At 64.9% G+C, this 15,280-nt stretch carries 14 protein-coding genes and 1 tRNA gene; 5 read left to right on the plus strand and 10 right to left on the minus strand.

What is annotated here, in order from left to right; translation table 11 throughout:
* Positions 1–120: 120 nt before the first annotated feature.
* The 9 genes from RT614_RS16725 to RT614_RS16765 all read right to left on the minus strand — a co-directional run bounded on the left by RT614_RS16725 (position 121) and on the right by RT614_RS16765 (position 8,884).
* On the minus strand, positions 121–891 hold the full coding sequence (locus RT614_RS16725) for a type II CAAX prenyl endopeptidase Rce1 family protein (protein ID WP_313623251.1): 771 nt from the start codon (positions 889–891) through the stop codon (positions 121–123).
* Positions 891–1,487, minus strand: a complete 597-nt coding sequence (gene pth, locus RT614_RS16730) for an aminoacyl-tRNA hydrolase (protein ID WP_313623252.1) — start codon at positions 1,485–1,487, stop codon at positions 891–893. The genes RT614_RS16725 and pth overlap by 1 nt, the downstream gene beginning before the upstream one ends.
* A gap of 99 nt (positions 1,488–1,586) precedes the next feature.
* Positions 1,587–2,195: a 50S ribosomal protein L25/general stress protein Ctc gene (locus RT614_RS16735; protein WP_313623253.1), complete on the minus strand. Its 609-nt coding sequence runs from the start codon at positions 2,193–2,195 to the stop codon at positions 1,587–1,589.
* A gap of 150 nt (positions 2,196–2,345) precedes the next feature.
* Complete coding sequence (locus RT614_RS16740) at positions 2,346–3,296, minus strand: ribose-phosphate pyrophosphokinase (protein WP_006227587.1); 951 nt, start codon at positions 3,294–3,296, stop codon at positions 2,346–2,348.
* A 160-nt stretch (positions 3,297–3,456) separates the two neighbouring features.
* Positions 3,457–3,533 (minus strand) — tRNA-Gln (locus RT614_RS16745).
* A 1-nt stretch (position 3,534) separates the two neighbouring features.
* Entirely contained in the window at positions 3,535–4,506 is a 972-nt protein-coding gene (gene ispE, locus RT614_RS16750) for a 4-(cytidine 5'-diphospho)-2-C-methyl-D-erythritol kinase (RefSeq protein WP_313623254.1), read from the minus strand.
* An 81-nt stretch (positions 4,507–4,587) separates the two neighbouring features.
* Entirely contained in the window at positions 4,588–6,186 is a 1,599-nt protein-coding gene (locus RT614_RS16755; RefSeq protein WP_313623255.1) for a methyl-accepting chemotaxis protein, read from the minus strand.
* Positions 6,187–6,398: 212 nt separating this feature from the next.
* Positions 6,399–6,938, minus strand: a complete 540-nt coding sequence (gene lolB, locus RT614_RS16760; RefSeq protein ID WP_313623513.1) for a lipoprotein insertase outer membrane protein LolB — start codon at positions 6,936–6,938, stop codon at positions 6,399–6,401.
* Positions 6,939–6,997: 59 nt separating this feature from the next.
* On the minus strand, positions 6,998–8,884 hold the full coding sequence (locus tag RT614_RS16765) for a tetratricopeptide repeat protein (RefSeq protein WP_313623256.1): 1,887 nt from the start codon (positions 8,882–8,884) through the stop codon (positions 6,998–7,000).
* Between RT614_RS16765 and mutM the strand changes: the two genes are divergently transcribed.
* The 4 genes from mutM to RT614_RS16785 all read left to right on the plus strand — a co-directional run bounded on the left by mutM (position 8,883) and on the right by RT614_RS16785 (position 12,805).
* Entirely contained in the window at positions 8,883–9,710 is an 828-nt protein-coding gene (gene mutM, locus RT614_RS16770; RefSeq protein ID WP_313623257.1) for a bifunctional DNA-formamidopyrimidine glycosylase/DNA-(apurinic or apyrimidinic site) lyase, read from the plus strand. The two genes, RT614_RS16765 and mutM, sit on opposite strands and share 2 nt — an antisense overlap.
* 139 nt (positions 9,711–9,849) lie before the next feature.
* On the plus strand, positions 9,850–10,803 hold the full coding sequence (locus RT614_RS16775; RefSeq protein ID WP_313623258.1) for an MBL fold metallo-hydrolase: 954 nt from the start codon (positions 9,850–9,852) through the stop codon (positions 10,801–10,803).
* Positions 10,804–10,916: 113 nt separating this feature from the next.
* Positions 10,917–12,587: an FAD-dependent oxidoreductase gene (locus RT614_RS16780; RefSeq protein WP_313623259.1), complete on the plus strand. Its 1,671-nt coding sequence runs from the start codon at positions 10,917–10,919 to the stop codon at positions 12,585–12,587.
* Between the two features lie 17 nt (positions 12,588–12,604).
* Positions 12,605–12,805, plus strand: a complete 201-nt coding sequence (locus RT614_RS16785) for a DUF2783 domain-containing protein (protein ID WP_313623260.1) — start codon at positions 12,605–12,607, stop codon at positions 12,803–12,805.
* Positions 12,806–12,809: 4 nt separating this feature from the next.
* On the opposite strand, the gene RT614_RS16790 is transcribed toward RT614_RS16785, so the two are convergent.
* Positions 12,810–13,718, minus strand: coding sequence for a LysR family transcriptional regulator (locus RT614_RS16790; RefSeq protein WP_313623261.1), 909 nt, complete (start codon positions 13,716–13,718; stop codon positions 12,810–12,812).
* 162 nt (positions 13,719–13,880) lie between these two features.
* Between RT614_RS16790 and hmgA the strand changes: the two genes are divergently transcribed.
* Positions 13,881–15,179, plus strand: a complete 1,299-nt coding sequence (hmgA, locus tag RT614_RS16795; protein ID WP_313623262.1) for a homogentisate 1,2-dioxygenase — start codon at positions 13,881–13,883, stop codon at positions 15,177–15,179.
* Positions 15,180–15,280: the final 101 nt, after the last annotated feature.

Here is a 15,280-nt window from a genome sequence, read left to right on the forward strand (position 1 = left end):
TTTACCCCGGCGGGGTGGATCCGAGCCTTCGGGCGGGGCGGCGATGCGACCCCGACGACGCGGCGCCGCCCGCAGGGCAGGATCGAGGCGACTCCCTCCCCCACCCAGGCTCGTCGTCCCTCAACCCGCCGCCGTCGGTGCGTAGCGCATGACCAGCCAGATCATCAGGATAGGCCCGGCATTGAAGATCGAATGCAGCAGGATGGCCGCGCCAATGCCGCGGCGCACGCGGATCCAGCCCAGCACCAGGCCGGTCAGCCATTGCGGCAGCACCAGCAGGGGCAAGAGCCAGTACGGGGTTTTGTTGAAGACAAAATTGGTCAGGTGAACGGCGGCAAATGCCAGCGCAACCAGGTGAAAAATCAGCCCGAAGTGCTGCAGGTAGTACCGGCGCCAGCTCGTGTCCCAGCCCTTCAAGGCGTCGGGGCGTTGACGCACGCCCCAGCAGGCCAGGATGACGAAGGCGGCCAGCAGCAGGCCCGTCCAGAGTTTGGGCCCCCACAGCACCACTGGCACCATCGCGGGGATCAGCCACAGCGCCTGGCGGGGCCGTCGCAGTCCGTAGCGGAACAGCATTTCTTCGACCAGCGGAGCCCATAGCACTGCGGTGAGCCATGGAATATTGTTGGGGTCGAGCCGATGCTTGACGCCACCCAGGCCGGCGGCCGCAACGGCGACCGGCCCCAGCGCGAACAGGTTGATGGCCCACAGCACGGCGGCCCAGGCCAGGATGCGGCCCGGGCTGACACCCGGCCACCACTCCGCGGCGAGTCCGTTCGCGCAGGGACGGCCCGGCTGGCGCGACAGCGGATGCGGATGGCGGATGAAGTGCCAGAAGTCCGCGACTTCGCTGCGGAACCGCACTTTCCGGGTGGGCTGGCCCTGATCCATCAGGCTTCGTTGCCGGTATGCAATTGGCGGGTGGCCAGCGGGAAGTCGCCGGCGAGCATGGCTGGGATTACTGCGCGACAGCGGTCGATGACGGCTTCGATTTCCTTCTGCTCGTCCCGGCGCGGCGGGTGCAGGACGAAATCAGCGACTTGCTGCGCCAAGCCAAGCGTGCGCGGATGGCCGATGCCGATGCGCATCCGCCAGAAATTGGGGCTGCCCAGCGCGGCCTGGATGTCCTTCAGGCCGTTGTGGCCGGCATGTCCGCCGCCCTGCTTGAGCTTCACCTGGCCGGGCATCAGGTCCAGTTCGTCGTGCAGCACCAGCACCTGCTCCGTCGTCAGCTTGTAGAAGCGCGCCAACGCGCCGACCGCCTGGCCGGACCGGTTCATGTAGGTGTTGGGCTTGAGCAGCAGCACGTTGTCCGCGCCCAGCCGCGACTTGGCCACCATGCCGAAAAACGACTTTTCAAGCGCAAAAGAAGTGCGCAAGTCGTCCGCCAGGTGGTCGGCGAGCCAGAAGCCGGCGTTGTGCCGGGTGGTTTCGTAGTCAGGACCGGGATTACCCAGTCCCACGATGAGACGTATCGGAGTAGACATGATGGGGGTGTTTAAACCAAAAAACCCTGCGCATGCAAATGCACACGCAGGGTTTCGGGCATAAGCCGCGGGAAAGCCGCAAGGGCCTTCCTGCAGGACTTAGGCAGCCGGAGCGGCTTCGGCTTCGTCGGCAGCAGCAGCGCCGCCCTTGGTGACGGCAGCAGCCAGCAGCGGGTTGTCTTCACCGCCGTGGGGGACGTAGGTCACGCCCATGGGCAGCTTGATGTCGGCCAGGTGGATCGAGCCGCCGGCCAGGATGTCGGCCAGGTTGACTTCGATGAACTGGGGCAGAGCCGACGGCAGGCAGGTGACTTCCAGTTCGGTGGCCACGTGGCTGATGATGGCGCCGCTCAGCTTCACAGCCGGCGAGATTTCAGCGTTCACGAAGTGCAGCGGCACCTTGGTGCGCAGAGCCTGGTTGGCGTCAACGCGCTGGAAGTCCACGTGCAGGACTTGCGGCTTGTAGGCGTGCCATTGAACCGAACGCAGCAGAACTTGCTCATCCTTGGCGCCGTCGAGCTGCATTTGCAGGATCGATGCGTGGAATTCTTCCTTGCGCAGCGCGTGGTAGATCTCGTTGTGGTCGAGTTCGATGTTCAGGGGGGCAGCCGTACCACCATAGACAATGGCGGGAACGCGGCCCGCGCGGCGCAGGCGGCGGCTCGCACTCGAACCCTGGACGCTACGCGCAGTGGCAGTAAATTTCATGGATAACTCCAAAACAATAGGGTGAAAAAAGCTTCACCGGTTGAATTCACGGCGCGCAAGGTGCGCGCCGTGTTTGCTTGCACCTTGCCGCGACCAGCAAGGCGCAAAAAAAGGGGGTATCAGGCCGTCGGCCCGATCAACGCTGATGCGTCAGTCGACGAACAGCGAGCTGACCGATTCCGCGTTGGAAATACGCAGGATGGTCTCGCCCAGCAGCGCGGCGCACGACAGCTGGCGGATCTTGCCGCTGGCCTGGCCTTGCTCGGAGAGCGGAATGGTGTCGGTCACGACGAGCTCGTCGAGTTCCGAGGCTTCGATGCGGTCGATGGCGCCGCCCGACAGCACGGGGTGCGTGCAATAGGCGTAAACGGCGCCGGCGCCGCGGTCCTTCAGGGCCTGGGCCGCCTTGCACAGCGTGCCGGCAGTGTCGACCATGTCGTCCATGATGATGCAGGTGCGGCCGTCGACTTCACCGATGATGTTCATCACTTCCGACACATTGGCGCGCGGACGGCGCTTGTCGATGATGGCCAGATCGGCTTCAAGCTGCTTGGCCAGCGCGCGGGCGCGGACCACGCCGCCGATGTCCGGGGACACGACGACAAGGTTCGAGAAATTGCGGCGCCAGATGTCGCCCAGCAGGATCGGACCGGCGTAGATGTTATCCACGGGGATGTCGAAGAAACCCTGGATCTGGTCGGCGTGCAAGTCCATGGTGAGGACGCGGTCAACGCCGGCGACCTGCAGCATGTTGGCCACGACCTTGGCCGAGATGGCCACGCGCGCGGAACGCGGGCGACGGTCTTGGCGGGCATAGCCGAAATAGGGAATCGCGGCGGTGATGCGGCCGGCCGAAGCGCGGCGCAGGGCATCGACCATCACCATGATTTCCATCAGGTTGTCGTTGGTGGGCGCACAGGTGGGCTGCAGGACGAAGACGTCCTTGCCACGCACGTTCTCGTTGATCTCGACCATCACTTCGCCGTCCGAGAAGCGACCGACGGTCATCTTTCCCAGGGACATATCGAGGTGGTTGACTACGTCCACGGCCAGCCGAGTGTTGGCGGTGCCCGTGAAGATCATGAAGCTATCGTTTGCCATGATGGATGATGCGATGGTCGTTTAAGACACTAACGATTGATGCGGGTGATGCCTGGTGACGCACAAACAACTTACACCAGCGAATCCGGAAAATAAAAAAGCTGCTGAACCCGGGCCAGTGTCTTACAGGCGTGTTCAACAGCTTTTTTATGTATTCGGTTGGCTGGGGAGGAAGGATTCGAACCTTCGCATGCCGGAATCAAAATCCGGTGCCTTAACCAGCTTGGCGACTCCCCAACTATCTTGCAATCCAATTCCGCAACGGATGTTCAGCTAACCCAGTACATGCCTGCACTAGCCGAAACCGTGGATGCGTTTGGCTGAATGTTTTATCAGCGCCGCGCATTATAGCGGTAATTTCTGCTTCTGCCAAAACGGCTTTCGATGTTTCGGAAAATTCGGCGAATAAACACGCGCCTGATCCCGACATGCGAACAGGTATGCCCTGTTCAGCAAGCCACCGCGATGCCCCAAGTACTTCAGGATAAAGGCGGTAGACCACCGGCTCCAGATCATTTCTTCCGTAAAGCTTCTCTGGCGTTCCTGCACTGCTGGGTTGCCCCGCACTGCCGGGTTTTTCCGAAGAAGCTTCGCTGGCCAAAAATGTTTGCGAAGCAAGAAAGTCCGCTATTGTGATGTAAGAAGAATCCCTTGTCAAATCGGGCGCTGAAAATATTCCAACAGTCGGCACGCTGGCGTCGGGTTGCGCCACCAGATAGCCGTGTTCGGGCAGCGTCACTGCCGTGAGATCCTCGCCAATTCCCTGCGCGAACGCCGATTGGCCGAACACGAAAACCGGCACGTCCGCCCCCAGCGGCAACGCCAGCGCCATGAGCTCGCGTCGCGACAGTCCCGTGCCCCACAACTTGTTCAACGCGATCAGCACCGATGCGGCATCGCTAGATCCGCCACCCAGCCCGCCGCCTTGCGGGATGCGCTTGTCAAGGCTGATCTGCGCGCCCTGGCGCGTGCCGGTGGCCTTTTGCAGCGCGCGCGCGGCGCGCACTGTGAGGTCCTGGTCTTCGGGCACGCCCGGCAGGTCAGTGGCCCTGCCAATGACGCCATCGGCGCGCACGTCGAAATGCAGCGTGTCGCAAAGATCGATGAAGCGAAAGACGGTCTGCAACAGGTGGTAGCCGTCGGCGCGTCGGCCCACCACGTGCAGAAAGAGATTCAGCTTGGCGGGAGCGGGAACGTCGTAAAGAGTCACGGAGAGACTGCCGGTGCGGGACAATCCGTCATTCTAGCCAGACCTGCCGGACCGGCGCGCCGGTCCGGCAGCGGATATGCGCTATGCGAGTTGCGGCGTCAGGCTTGCACCCAGCCTTGCGGCGGGCGCATCGATCACCTGCCCCTCGGGCAACTTGAACACCGCCACCGCGCCGGCAAGCTGCCGCGCCTGTTCTTCCAGCGCGCCTGCTGCCGCGGCAGCCTCTTCCACCAGCGCGGCGTTCTGCTGCGTCACGCTGTCCATCTGCGACACCGCGCGGTTGACCTGGTCGATGCCCGTGGCCTGCTCTTCAGACGCCGCCGAGATTTCGCCCATCAGGCTGGTCACGCGCTGCACGGATTCAACGATCTCGCGCATGGTGGCGCCGGCATTTTCGACCTGTTCCGAACCCACACCGACCTTCTGCGCGGAGTCTTCGATCAACTGCTTGATTTCCTTTGCGGCTGCGGCGCTGCGCTGGGCCAGCGTGCGCACTTCGCTTGCCACGACGGCAAAGCCCTTGCCCTGCTCGCCCGCGCGCGCCGCTTCCACGGCGGCGTTGAGCGCCAGGATGTTGGTCTGGAACGCGATGCCGTCGATCACCCCGACGATGTCGGCGATGCGAGACGAACTGCCCGAGATGGCGCGCATGGTTTCGACCACGCTGGACACGGCTTCGCCGCCGCGCTGCGCGACCGCTTCGGACGCGGCCACCATGCGATTGGCTTCGCGCGCGGTGTCGGCATTCTGCTTCACCGTGGTGGCCAACTCTTCCATGCTGGCCGCGGTTTCCTCAAGGGACGCGGCCTGCTCTTCGGTGCGGCTGGAAAGATCAGCGTTGCCGGAAGAGATCTCGCGCGCGCCGACGTTGATTTCATCAACGCCACGCCGCACGGCCGACACAGTGCGCACCAGACTGTCCTGCATGCCCTTGAGCGCACTGAGCAGCGCGCCGATCTCGTTCTTGCCGAGGTCCGCCACGCGGCGGGTCAGGTCGCCTTCGGCGATGCGGCGAAAGACCTCACCGGCCTCCAGCAGCGGACGCACGATCATGCGGCGGATCAGCACGTGCGCGCCGACGGCCATCAGCAGGCCCAGCGCAAGAAGCCCGGCCAGCAGCATGCTAAACAGGCGGTTAAACATGGAAATCTCGTCCATGACGGCCTGGCCAGTTCCCTCGGCGCGCAGAATGAACGCGTCGCGCTCGCTTACGAGCTTTTCCTGAACACCTTGCGTGCCCTGCTTGAAATAGGCCTCCATGTCCCCGGCCTCAAGCACCCTGCCCACGTTCTGCAGGTTGGTGCTGAGCTTGGTGTAGGCGTCGATGAGGCTGGCGGATTCCGCTTTTTCCTCGGCGGACAGTCCGCCGGAAAAGCCCTGGAAGGCGCGGTCGGCGGACACGATGCGCTGGCGGGCCGTCTGCAAGGATGTCTTGTCGTCGGTATTGCCCTGCGCAACGCGCGTCGCGTAGCGGCTGAGGTCGGTGCGCGCCGCCACGAGCGACAGCGACGCGGAGTTCACCGCGTTCACCTGTTGCGACGAAAGGCGATAAAGCTGCGCGACGTCCTGGTTGGTTTGCCGCAGGGCGACAAAACCCATGCCGCCGATCAGCAACTGGAAGGTGAAAAATATCGCGATGATTCCCAATAGCACCGTCGCGATGCGTGTATTCCTGAACATGAGCACTCTCCGTAAGGGTGGCGGCAGACAAGCGTCGACCCCCCATTGCTGCACCGGGCGCTGATCGCGCCGGGACGCAGGGAGAATTATTCGGTCAGGGCAATATATTCAAGCCGTAACAGAGCCGACTTTACGGCCCCTATTTGCTTGAATGAAAACCGCGCAATGTGATAAGGGTTAACCCGAACTCACTGCGCGCTACCCGAGCGATGTCAGGATTGGTTGACGACCAGCCGCACCACGATGCGGCGGCCAGGTTCCTGGCGTTCCAACACCAGCAATTGAGGGCCCAGGGCGTCATAGCGCGACAGGCGCGCCTGCCAGCCGCCCTGCTCGAAGGCGATGGGGCGGCCCTGGTCGTCGCGAGCGACCTGGGTGGCCAGCGGATCCGCCGGCAGCCTGCCACGCAGCCAGTCACGCAGACCGGACACCGGCATGCTGCTGCCGAAGGCTTCCTCGGCCAACGCATCGGGATTGTCGGCCACCAGGCGAGTGCCGTCGGCCTTGGTGAGGCTGGCCGCGCCCGGGCGTCCTTCGACGCGGGCTTCGGTAGAGCCCAGCGGATTGGTCAGGTCCAGCACATAGCGCCGGCCGTCGTCGGACCACGAAAAGCCGCCCTGCACGGCGTTCTGCTTGCCGCTTTCTTCGTTGACGGTGATCGCGAAGCGCCCGATGCGGGAAAACGCATCGGCGCTGGCGCCTTCGATGGGCTTGGGCAGGGACGTGCAGGCGGCAAGCGTGAAAGCCAGCATCGCCAGCAACGCCCAGCGCAACCACGCAGTTGTCTGCCGGATTGCGGGGAATGCTGCCGTCACGGGCGAACCCCCAGGCGCTTCACGACATCGAGGACGGTCTTGTTCCTGGGGTCCTTCTGCAGCGCGGCGCGCAGCAGCTCGGTCGCCTGGTCACGCTTGCCCTGGCTCCAGAGCACTTCGGCCAGGTGCGCCGCGATATCGGCTTCGGGGCGAACGCTGTAAGCCCGGCGTAGGTAATCGGCAGCGGCGGTGGAGTCGCCCATGCGGTATTTGACCCAGCCCATGCTATCCAGGATGAACGGATCGTTGGGCGACAGCTCCAGCGCCTGCGTGATCAGGTCCAGGGCCTCGGGCAGACGCTGGTTGTGGTCGGCCAGGGTGTAGCCCAGTGCGTTGTACGCGTGGGCATGATCCGGATCCAGCGCGATGACCTGGCGCAGCATGCGCTCCAGGTCGGCAAGGCGGTTCTGGCGTTCGTACAGCATGGCCAGTTCGTATTTGATCTCGACCGTGTCCGGCAGCGCCTGGTCGGCGGCTTCAAGCGCGGTGACGGCTTCGCCCACGCGATCGGCGTCTCGGAGGATCTGCGCCTTGGTCAAGGCGCCCAGGGCGCGCTCTTCTTCGTCCTGCGGCCCTGCCGTGTCGATCATGGCCAGGGCGTCGTCCACCCGGCCGCTCTTGGCGCGCAAGGCGGCCTGGCGCATGCGGACCGAATAGCGCAGCGTGGGGTCGTCGATGCGGCCGAGTTCGGCGATGGCTTCGTCGTAATGCCCCTGGTCTTCGGCGATGCGCGCCAGCAGCACGTGCGCGTCGGCAGCCGCGGCGCCGGCGTCCGTGGCGCCCGGCACCGTGGCGCGCTGGCGCTGGTTCTGGACATCCAGGTACTGCTGAAGAAGCGTCTTGGCTTGCGGCAGGTGGCCGGACTTGTAGGCCAGTTGCGCCTGCATGAAAAGCAGATCGAAATCTTCAGGCGAACGGCGCGACATGGCCTGCAGTTCCGCCAGGGCGGCATCGTAGTCGCCGCTGTCGGCCAACTGGCCGGCCAGCATCAGGCGCACCTTGCGCGCGCCCGGATTGCGGTTGATGAAGGCTCGGGCCTCGGACTGCGCGCGCTTGGGATCAACCTTGGAGCCGTATTCCAGTACGCGTTGTGCTGCGGGTTCGGACTTGGGCTCGGCGGCCAGGGCGGCGCGGGATTCCTGCGCCGCGCGCTCGTAGTCGCCGGCGGCGGAGGCGACGTCGGCCAACGCCAGGTGAGCCGCGGGCAACTTGCGCACGCTATCGCTCAGGGATTCGTCAAGGATGCGCAGCGCCAGGCGGCGGTCGTTCAGGCGGCTGAGCACGGCAAGCGCCTGGCCGATGGCGGCCGGCTTGTCGCGGGAGCTGTCGATGCGTTTGCGCAGGGCTTGCGCCAGGCCCTTGGTCTGGCCGTTGGCCGCAGCCAGCGCCAGCTCGGTGGAGCTGGCCTCGACATCGTTGGGCGCCAGGCGGGACCACACACGGGCGGCCTCAAGCGCGCCGGGCAGGTTGCCGCCTGCAAGCTGGAATTCCAGGCCGCGACGGGCGAGGCGAGGGTCTCCGGTGTCCCGGGCCAGACCAACCATGGTGGTGGCCGCCGTTCCGTACATGCCGCGCTGGGCGGCAATTTCGGAGGCCAGGACGCGGTAGAAGATGTCGCCGGTGAGCGAAACGTAGGGCAGTTGCCCCGGCCGCAGGCGGATGACTTCGGTTTCGGGCTGACGGCTTTGGGGGGCCATCCGCGGGCCCGTCGCGTCACGCGACCGGCTGTCCGCGGCCTGGGCCGGCGGGGCCATGATTGCTGCCAGCGCAAGCCCCAACGCGGCGATCCCGATATTCATTTGTTTAAAAGACGACTTCACGCGGCCCGTCCGGTTGATGGCACAATCTTCGTACACGCAATTGATGATCTTACACTGGCTCATGCCGGAACTGCCCGAAGTCGAAACCACGCGCCGAGGAATCGACGCCATCATCACCGGCCGGACGCTCACGCGACTGGTCGTCCACGAACCCCGAATGCGCTGGCCCATCCCGCCGGACCTGCCGTCCCTGATCGGCGGGCGCACGGTGCTGGAATGCGCGCGCCGCGGCAAGTACCTGCTTCTGCGTTTCGAACATGGCACCCAGATCGTGCATCTGGGCATGTCGGGATCCTTGCGCAGCGTCGCGCCGGGCGAATTCCTGCGCAAGCACGATCACGTGGAATGGATCTTCGACGGCGCCGTCCTGCGGTTGCATGATCCTCGGCGCTTCGGCGCCGTGCTGTGGCATGCGGATGCCGACGGCCCCATCGACGCGCATCCTCTCCTTGCCAAGCTGGGCATTGAACCCTTCGACCCGCGCTTTGACGGCGCCTGGCTGCACCGGCACTTCAAGAACCATTCGGCCGCGGTCAAGCAAGTGCTGCTGGCCGGACTGGCGGTCGTGGGCGTGGGCAACATCTACGCGTCCGAAAGCCTGTTCCGGGCGCGCATCAACCCCAAGACCCCCGCGAACAAACTGTCGCCCGCCCGATGCGAGCGGCTTGCCGACATGGTGCGCGCCACGCTTGCCGACGCGCTGACCTCGGGCGGCAGCACCCTGCGCGACTATGTGGGCGCCAGCGGCGAGCCGGGCGCGTACTTTGAGATCCACGCCGCAGTCTACGAGCGGGAGGGCCTGCCTTGCCGCGTGTGCGCAACCCCGATCCGCCGCTTTGTCCAGGGACAGCGGGCCACCTATTACTGCCCGAAGTGCCAACGAAACTGACCTGATCCGCCCCTGAAATCGGGAGCAAAACGCCCTTACATCCTAGGGAATTCGTTTATAGCAAACGTATTGCACAAAAACTAACGCAGGACTATATTTCCTTCCACACCCTATTCCTATAAAAGTGGAAGGAGCCTCCATGAGCAAGCAATTCGCCTCGCACGCGGACCTGGACGACAAGGTCGTCTCGTTCGAAAAACTGTCCGACAACGCCTACGCCTACACCGCCGAAGGCGATCCCAATACGGGCGTGATCATCGGCGACGAGGCCGTCATGGTGATCGACACCCAGGCCACGCCGGTCATGGCGCAAGACGTCATCCGCCGCATCCGCGAAGTCACGGACAAGCCCATCAAGTACATCCTGCTGTCGCACTACCACGCCGTGCGCGTGTTCGGCGCGTCCGCCTACAACGCCCAGGAAATCCTGGCCAGCCGCGACACCTACGACCTGATCGCCGAACGCGGCGAACAGGACAAGGCCAGCGAAATCGGCCGCTTCCCGCGCCTGTTCCGCAACGCCGAGTCGATTCCCCCGGGCCTGGTCTGGCCGACCATGACGTTCAAGGGCGAAATGACGGTCGACCTGGGCAATCTGGAAGTCAAGCTGCTGCAGGTGGGACGCGGTCACACCAAGGGCGACACCATTGCCTGGCTGCCCGAGCAGAAGATCCTGTTCGCCGGCGACCTGGTCGAATACCAATCCACGCCCTATTGCGGCGACGCGTACTTCCGCGACTGGCCCACCACGTTGGACGCCCTGTCCGGCTTCGAGGCCGAGAAGATGGTGCCCGGCCGCGGCCCGGCCCTGAAGAACGCCACCGAAGTCCGCCAGGGCCTGGCCGGCACGCGCGCCTTCCTGACCGACCTGTACGGCGCCGTGAACCGTGGCGTGGCCGAAGGCAAGGACCTGAAGACGATCTACCGCGAGGTCTACGACTTCATGAAGCCGCGCTACAGCGACTGGGTGATCTTCGACCACTGCATGCCGTTCGACGTGTCGCGCGCCTACGACGAGGCCACCGGCTACACCGACCCGCGCATCTGGACCGACAAGCGCGACCTGGAGATGTGGGCGCAACTGGAAGGCTGACCAGAGGGCCGGCCCGACCGGCTCCGGTTCCACCCGCAAGATCCGGACACGCGCGCCCACCGCGGCGCAGCGTGTCCACACAAATATAAAAATGACCCACACAGGAGACAAACGTGGGAGACATCGACTTTCAGGCGATGGAGTTCGCCTATGAAAAGCACGCCGACCAGACGGCCAGCGAACTGGCGCGACATCGAGTCGTGGTGGTGGGCGCAGGCCCGGTCGGGCTGACCACCGCGCTGGACCTGGCCCGCCAGGGCGTGCGCGTGGTGGTGCTGGATGACGACTACCGTCTGTCGACGGGATCGCGCGCCATCTGCTTTTCCAAGCGCACGCTGGAGATCTGGGACCGCCTGGGCGTAGGCCAGCGCATGATCGACAAGGGCGTGTCGTGGAACGTGGGCAAGGTGTTCTTCCGCGAACAGGAGGTCTGGCGATTCGACCTGCTGCCCGAACCCGGCCACCGCCGTCCGGCCTTCATCAATCTGCAGCAGTACTACGCGGAAGGCTATCTGTACGAACAGGCGAGCCGGCAGCCCAACATCGAACTGCGCTGGAAGAACAAGGTGGCCGGCATTACGCAGGGCGACGACGGCGTGACGCTGACCGTTGAGACCCCTGAAGGCCCCTATCAGCTTCACGCCGACTGGCTGATCGCGTGTGACGGCGCGCGCTCTCCGGTGCGCAAGCTGATCGGCCAGGAAAGCCATGGCCGCATCTTCCGCGACCGCTTCCTGATCGCCGACGTGAAGATGACGGCCGACTTTCCGTCCGAACGCTGGTTCTGGTTTGACCCGCCCTTTCACCCGAATCAATCCGTTCTGCTGCACCGGCAACCCGACAACGTCTGGCGCATCGACTTCCAGCTTGGCTGGAACGCCGACCCCGTCGAAGCGGTCAAGCCCGAGAACGTGCTGCCGCGAATCCGCGCGCTGCTGGGCCCGGACGCGCAGTTCGAACTGGAATGGGTCAGCGTCTACACCTTTGCGTGCGAGCGCATGGACAAGTTCCGCCATGGCCGCATCGTGTTCGCCGGCGACTCCGCGCACCGCGTATCGCCGTTCGGGGCGCGCGGCGCCAACAGCGGCGTGCAGGACGCCGAGAACCTCGCCTGGAAACTCAAGCTGGTGCTGGCCGGCCTGGCGCCCGACGCGCTGATCGACAGCTACAGCGCCGAGCGCGAATTCGCGGCTGACGAGAACATCCTGAATTCGTCGCGCGCCACGGACTTCATCACGCCCAAGAGCGACATCAGCCGCAGCTTCCGCAACGCGGTGCTGAACCTGGCCAAGGATCATCCGTTTGCGCGTTCGCTGGTGAACAGCGGCCGCCTGTCATTGCCCGCCACGTACACGGCGTCGCCCTTGAATACGCCGGACGCCGACGCCTTCACCGGCCGCATGGCGCCGGGCGCGGTGGCGCTGGACGCGCCTGTAGAGGCCAATGGCGGGACAGACTGGTGGTTGGGGCAACTGGACGGCGATTTCGTGTTGGCCGTGTTTTGCGCCGACACGCTGCCGGACCGCGAAACGCTGCAGGCGCTGCAAGCCCTGCGCATGGCGCCTGTGCCGATCAAGGCGGTATTGGTGGCGGGCTCGCAGTGCGAATTGACGGCAGACCTGCCCGTGGTCAGGGATATCGAAGGATGCCTTGCCAAGCGCTATGACGCGCAAGCCGGCACCGCCTACCTGATCCGCCCCGACCAGCACATCGCCGCGCGCTGGCGCGCCGTCAATCTCGATGCCGTTGCCGCCGCCGTCAGCCGCGCGACGGGCAACGCGTGAACACAGAGGCCCATCCCATGCTTATCACCGACACCAACCTGGGCTCGCCGGATGACTTCTACGAAGCGCTGATCGACGCCCATCGGGACCTGACCAACGAACAAAGCCAGGAACTGAACGCGGCGCTGATCCTGCTGCTGGCCAACCATCTTGGCGACATCGCCGTGCTGAAAGAAGCCCTGCAGCATGCGCGCGCGTCCGTGACGCGCGGCGGTTGACGTATCAGGAGCCGACCGCGAAGGTGTTCACGATCAGGGCGCGCAGCCACTGATTGCCACCGTCGCGGTCCACCCTGCGCTGCCAGTACATGTTCGTCTGCAGCGCAGGCACTTTCAGCGGTGGCGTCATGAAGCGCAGGCTGAATGGCGCCGCGGCGCTTGCGGCCAGCTTTTCGGGCACGGTGGCCAGCAGATCCGTCGCGCTGACGATGTAAGGCACCGCCGAAAAGTGCGGCACGCTGAAGTGCTCGGCCAATTCCACGCCCGCCCGTTCCATCGATTGATTGACCTGCCCGTAGGGCGCCGCGCGCGACACGATGAGATGCTGTTCCGCGCGGAAGGCCTTGATGCCCATTCCCGCATGCGCGGTCGGATGGGCCTGTCGGAACAGGGTCGCGTAGCCCTGGCGGAACAGCATGCGCTGCAGTGTTCCCGCCCCCATTTCGTCAAACGCGCCGATCGCCAGATCCACCCTGCCCGACTCCATTTCGCGCGGCAGATCCGGCCCCAGCACCCGCACGGAGTCGATGCGCACCAGGGGCGCCATCTGCACGCACACTTCCATCAGGCGGGGCATGAAATGGATCTCGCCCACGTCCGTCATGGCGACGCGAAATCGCCGGCTGCTGGTCGCGGCGTCGAAGACGTCCTGGTCCTGCAGGGCTTGCGAAAGCATCCCCAGCGCCTCGCTGACCGGCCCGGCCAGCCGCTGGGCCCGCGGCGTGGGCAACATGCCTTGCGCGGTGCGCACGAAAAGCTCGTCGCCGAATGCCACCCGCAGCCGGCGCAGCGCGTTGCTGACCGCAGGCTGCGACAGGTCCATCCGCCGCGCCACGGCGGACAGGTTGCGGTCTTCCAGCAAATGCTGGAACAGCAGCAACAGATTCAGGTCCACATCGCGAAGCTCGGCCATACACCCCTACTATTTACAAAATTTATAGTCTCTATTTTTGCATTCCCGTAGCCGCAAGTGGGTTTTTTTCCGACAATGGCATATCGGTTCGGATCACCCCCGCCCCGCCAATCAAACCAAGCCGCGCGGCCAAGCACCGCGCACGCCGCCCAGGAGGATCCCATGGAACTGCAATACCAGACCGGCTTCGGCAATGAATGTGCGACCGAGGCCTTGCCTGGCGCTTTGCCGGCAGGCCGCAATTCGCCGCAGCAATGCCCCTATGGCCTGTATGCCGAACAACTGTCCGGCACCGCGTTCACCGCCCCGCGCGCCGAGAACCGCCGCTCCTGGCTTTACCGCATCCGCCCCGGCGCCCAGCACAAGCCTTTCGAAGCCTTTGGCGGCGCAGCCGGCTGGCTCAGCACTTTCGGCCACGGCCCGGTCACGCCGAATCAGCTGCGCTGGAGCCCGATGCCGATTCCCGACGCCCCCACGGACTTCCTGGAAGGCGTCAAGACCTGGGGCGGCAACGGCGGCCCGGACGAACAAGGCGGCGTGGGCATCCACCTGTACGCCGCCAACCGGTCGATGCAGGGCCGCTACTTCTACAACGCCGACGGCGAACTGCTGCTGGTGCCCCAGCAAGGCAGGCTGCGCCTGGCCACGGAACTGGGCCTGATCGATCTGGAACCGCTGGAGATCGCGGTCATCCCGCGCGGCGTGCGATTCCGCGTGGAATTGCTGGACGGCACTGCGCGCGGCTACATGCTCGAGAACTTCGGCGCGGCCCTGCGGCTGCCCGAGCTGGGACCCATCGGGTCTAACTGCCTGGCCAACGCGCGCGACTTCAAGTCGCCGGTGGCCTGGTATGAAGACATCGAAGGCGACTTCGAACTGATCGCCAAGTTCACGGGCGGTTTCTGGCGGGCGTCGATCGACCACTCGCCGCTGAATGTGGTGGCCTGGCACGGCACGCACGCGCCCTACAAATACGATCTGCGCAACTTCAACACCATCGGCTCGATCAGTTTCGACCATCCGGACCCCTCGATCTTCACGGTGCTGACCGCGCCGTCCGACACCCCGGGGACGGCCAACATGGACTTCGCCATCTTCCCGCCGCGCATCCTGGCGATGGAAAACACGTTCCGTCCGCCCTGGTTCCATCGCAACATCGCCAGCGAATTCATGGGCCTGATCCAGGGCGTGTACGACGCCAAGGCCGACGGCTTCGCCCCCGGCGGCGCCAGCCTGCACAACTGCATGAGCGGCCACGGACCCGACGCCGACACGTTCGAAAAGGCCTCGCACGCAGATACCAGCAAGGCGCACTACATCCGCGACACCATGGCGTTCATGTTCGAAACGCGCCGCGTCATCCGCCCGACCGAGCAGGCGCTGGCATCGGTAGAATTGCAGGGCGACTACTACCGGTGCTGGCAGGGCATCGCAAAGCACTTCGATCCCAACAAGGCGTGACACGAGAGCGCTTGCTTTCCACGCCCGCGGCGATGAGCGCAAGCTCATCGCCGTTTGGCTTTTGATTCATCCGGCGCACGGACCCGTCCGCCGGGCCGGCC

The sequence above is a fragment of the Achromobacter sp. genome (assembly GCF_032102605.1).
Taxonomy (GTDB): domain Bacteria; phylum Pseudomonadota; class Gammaproteobacteria; order Burkholderiales; family Burkholderiaceae_B; genus Achromobacter.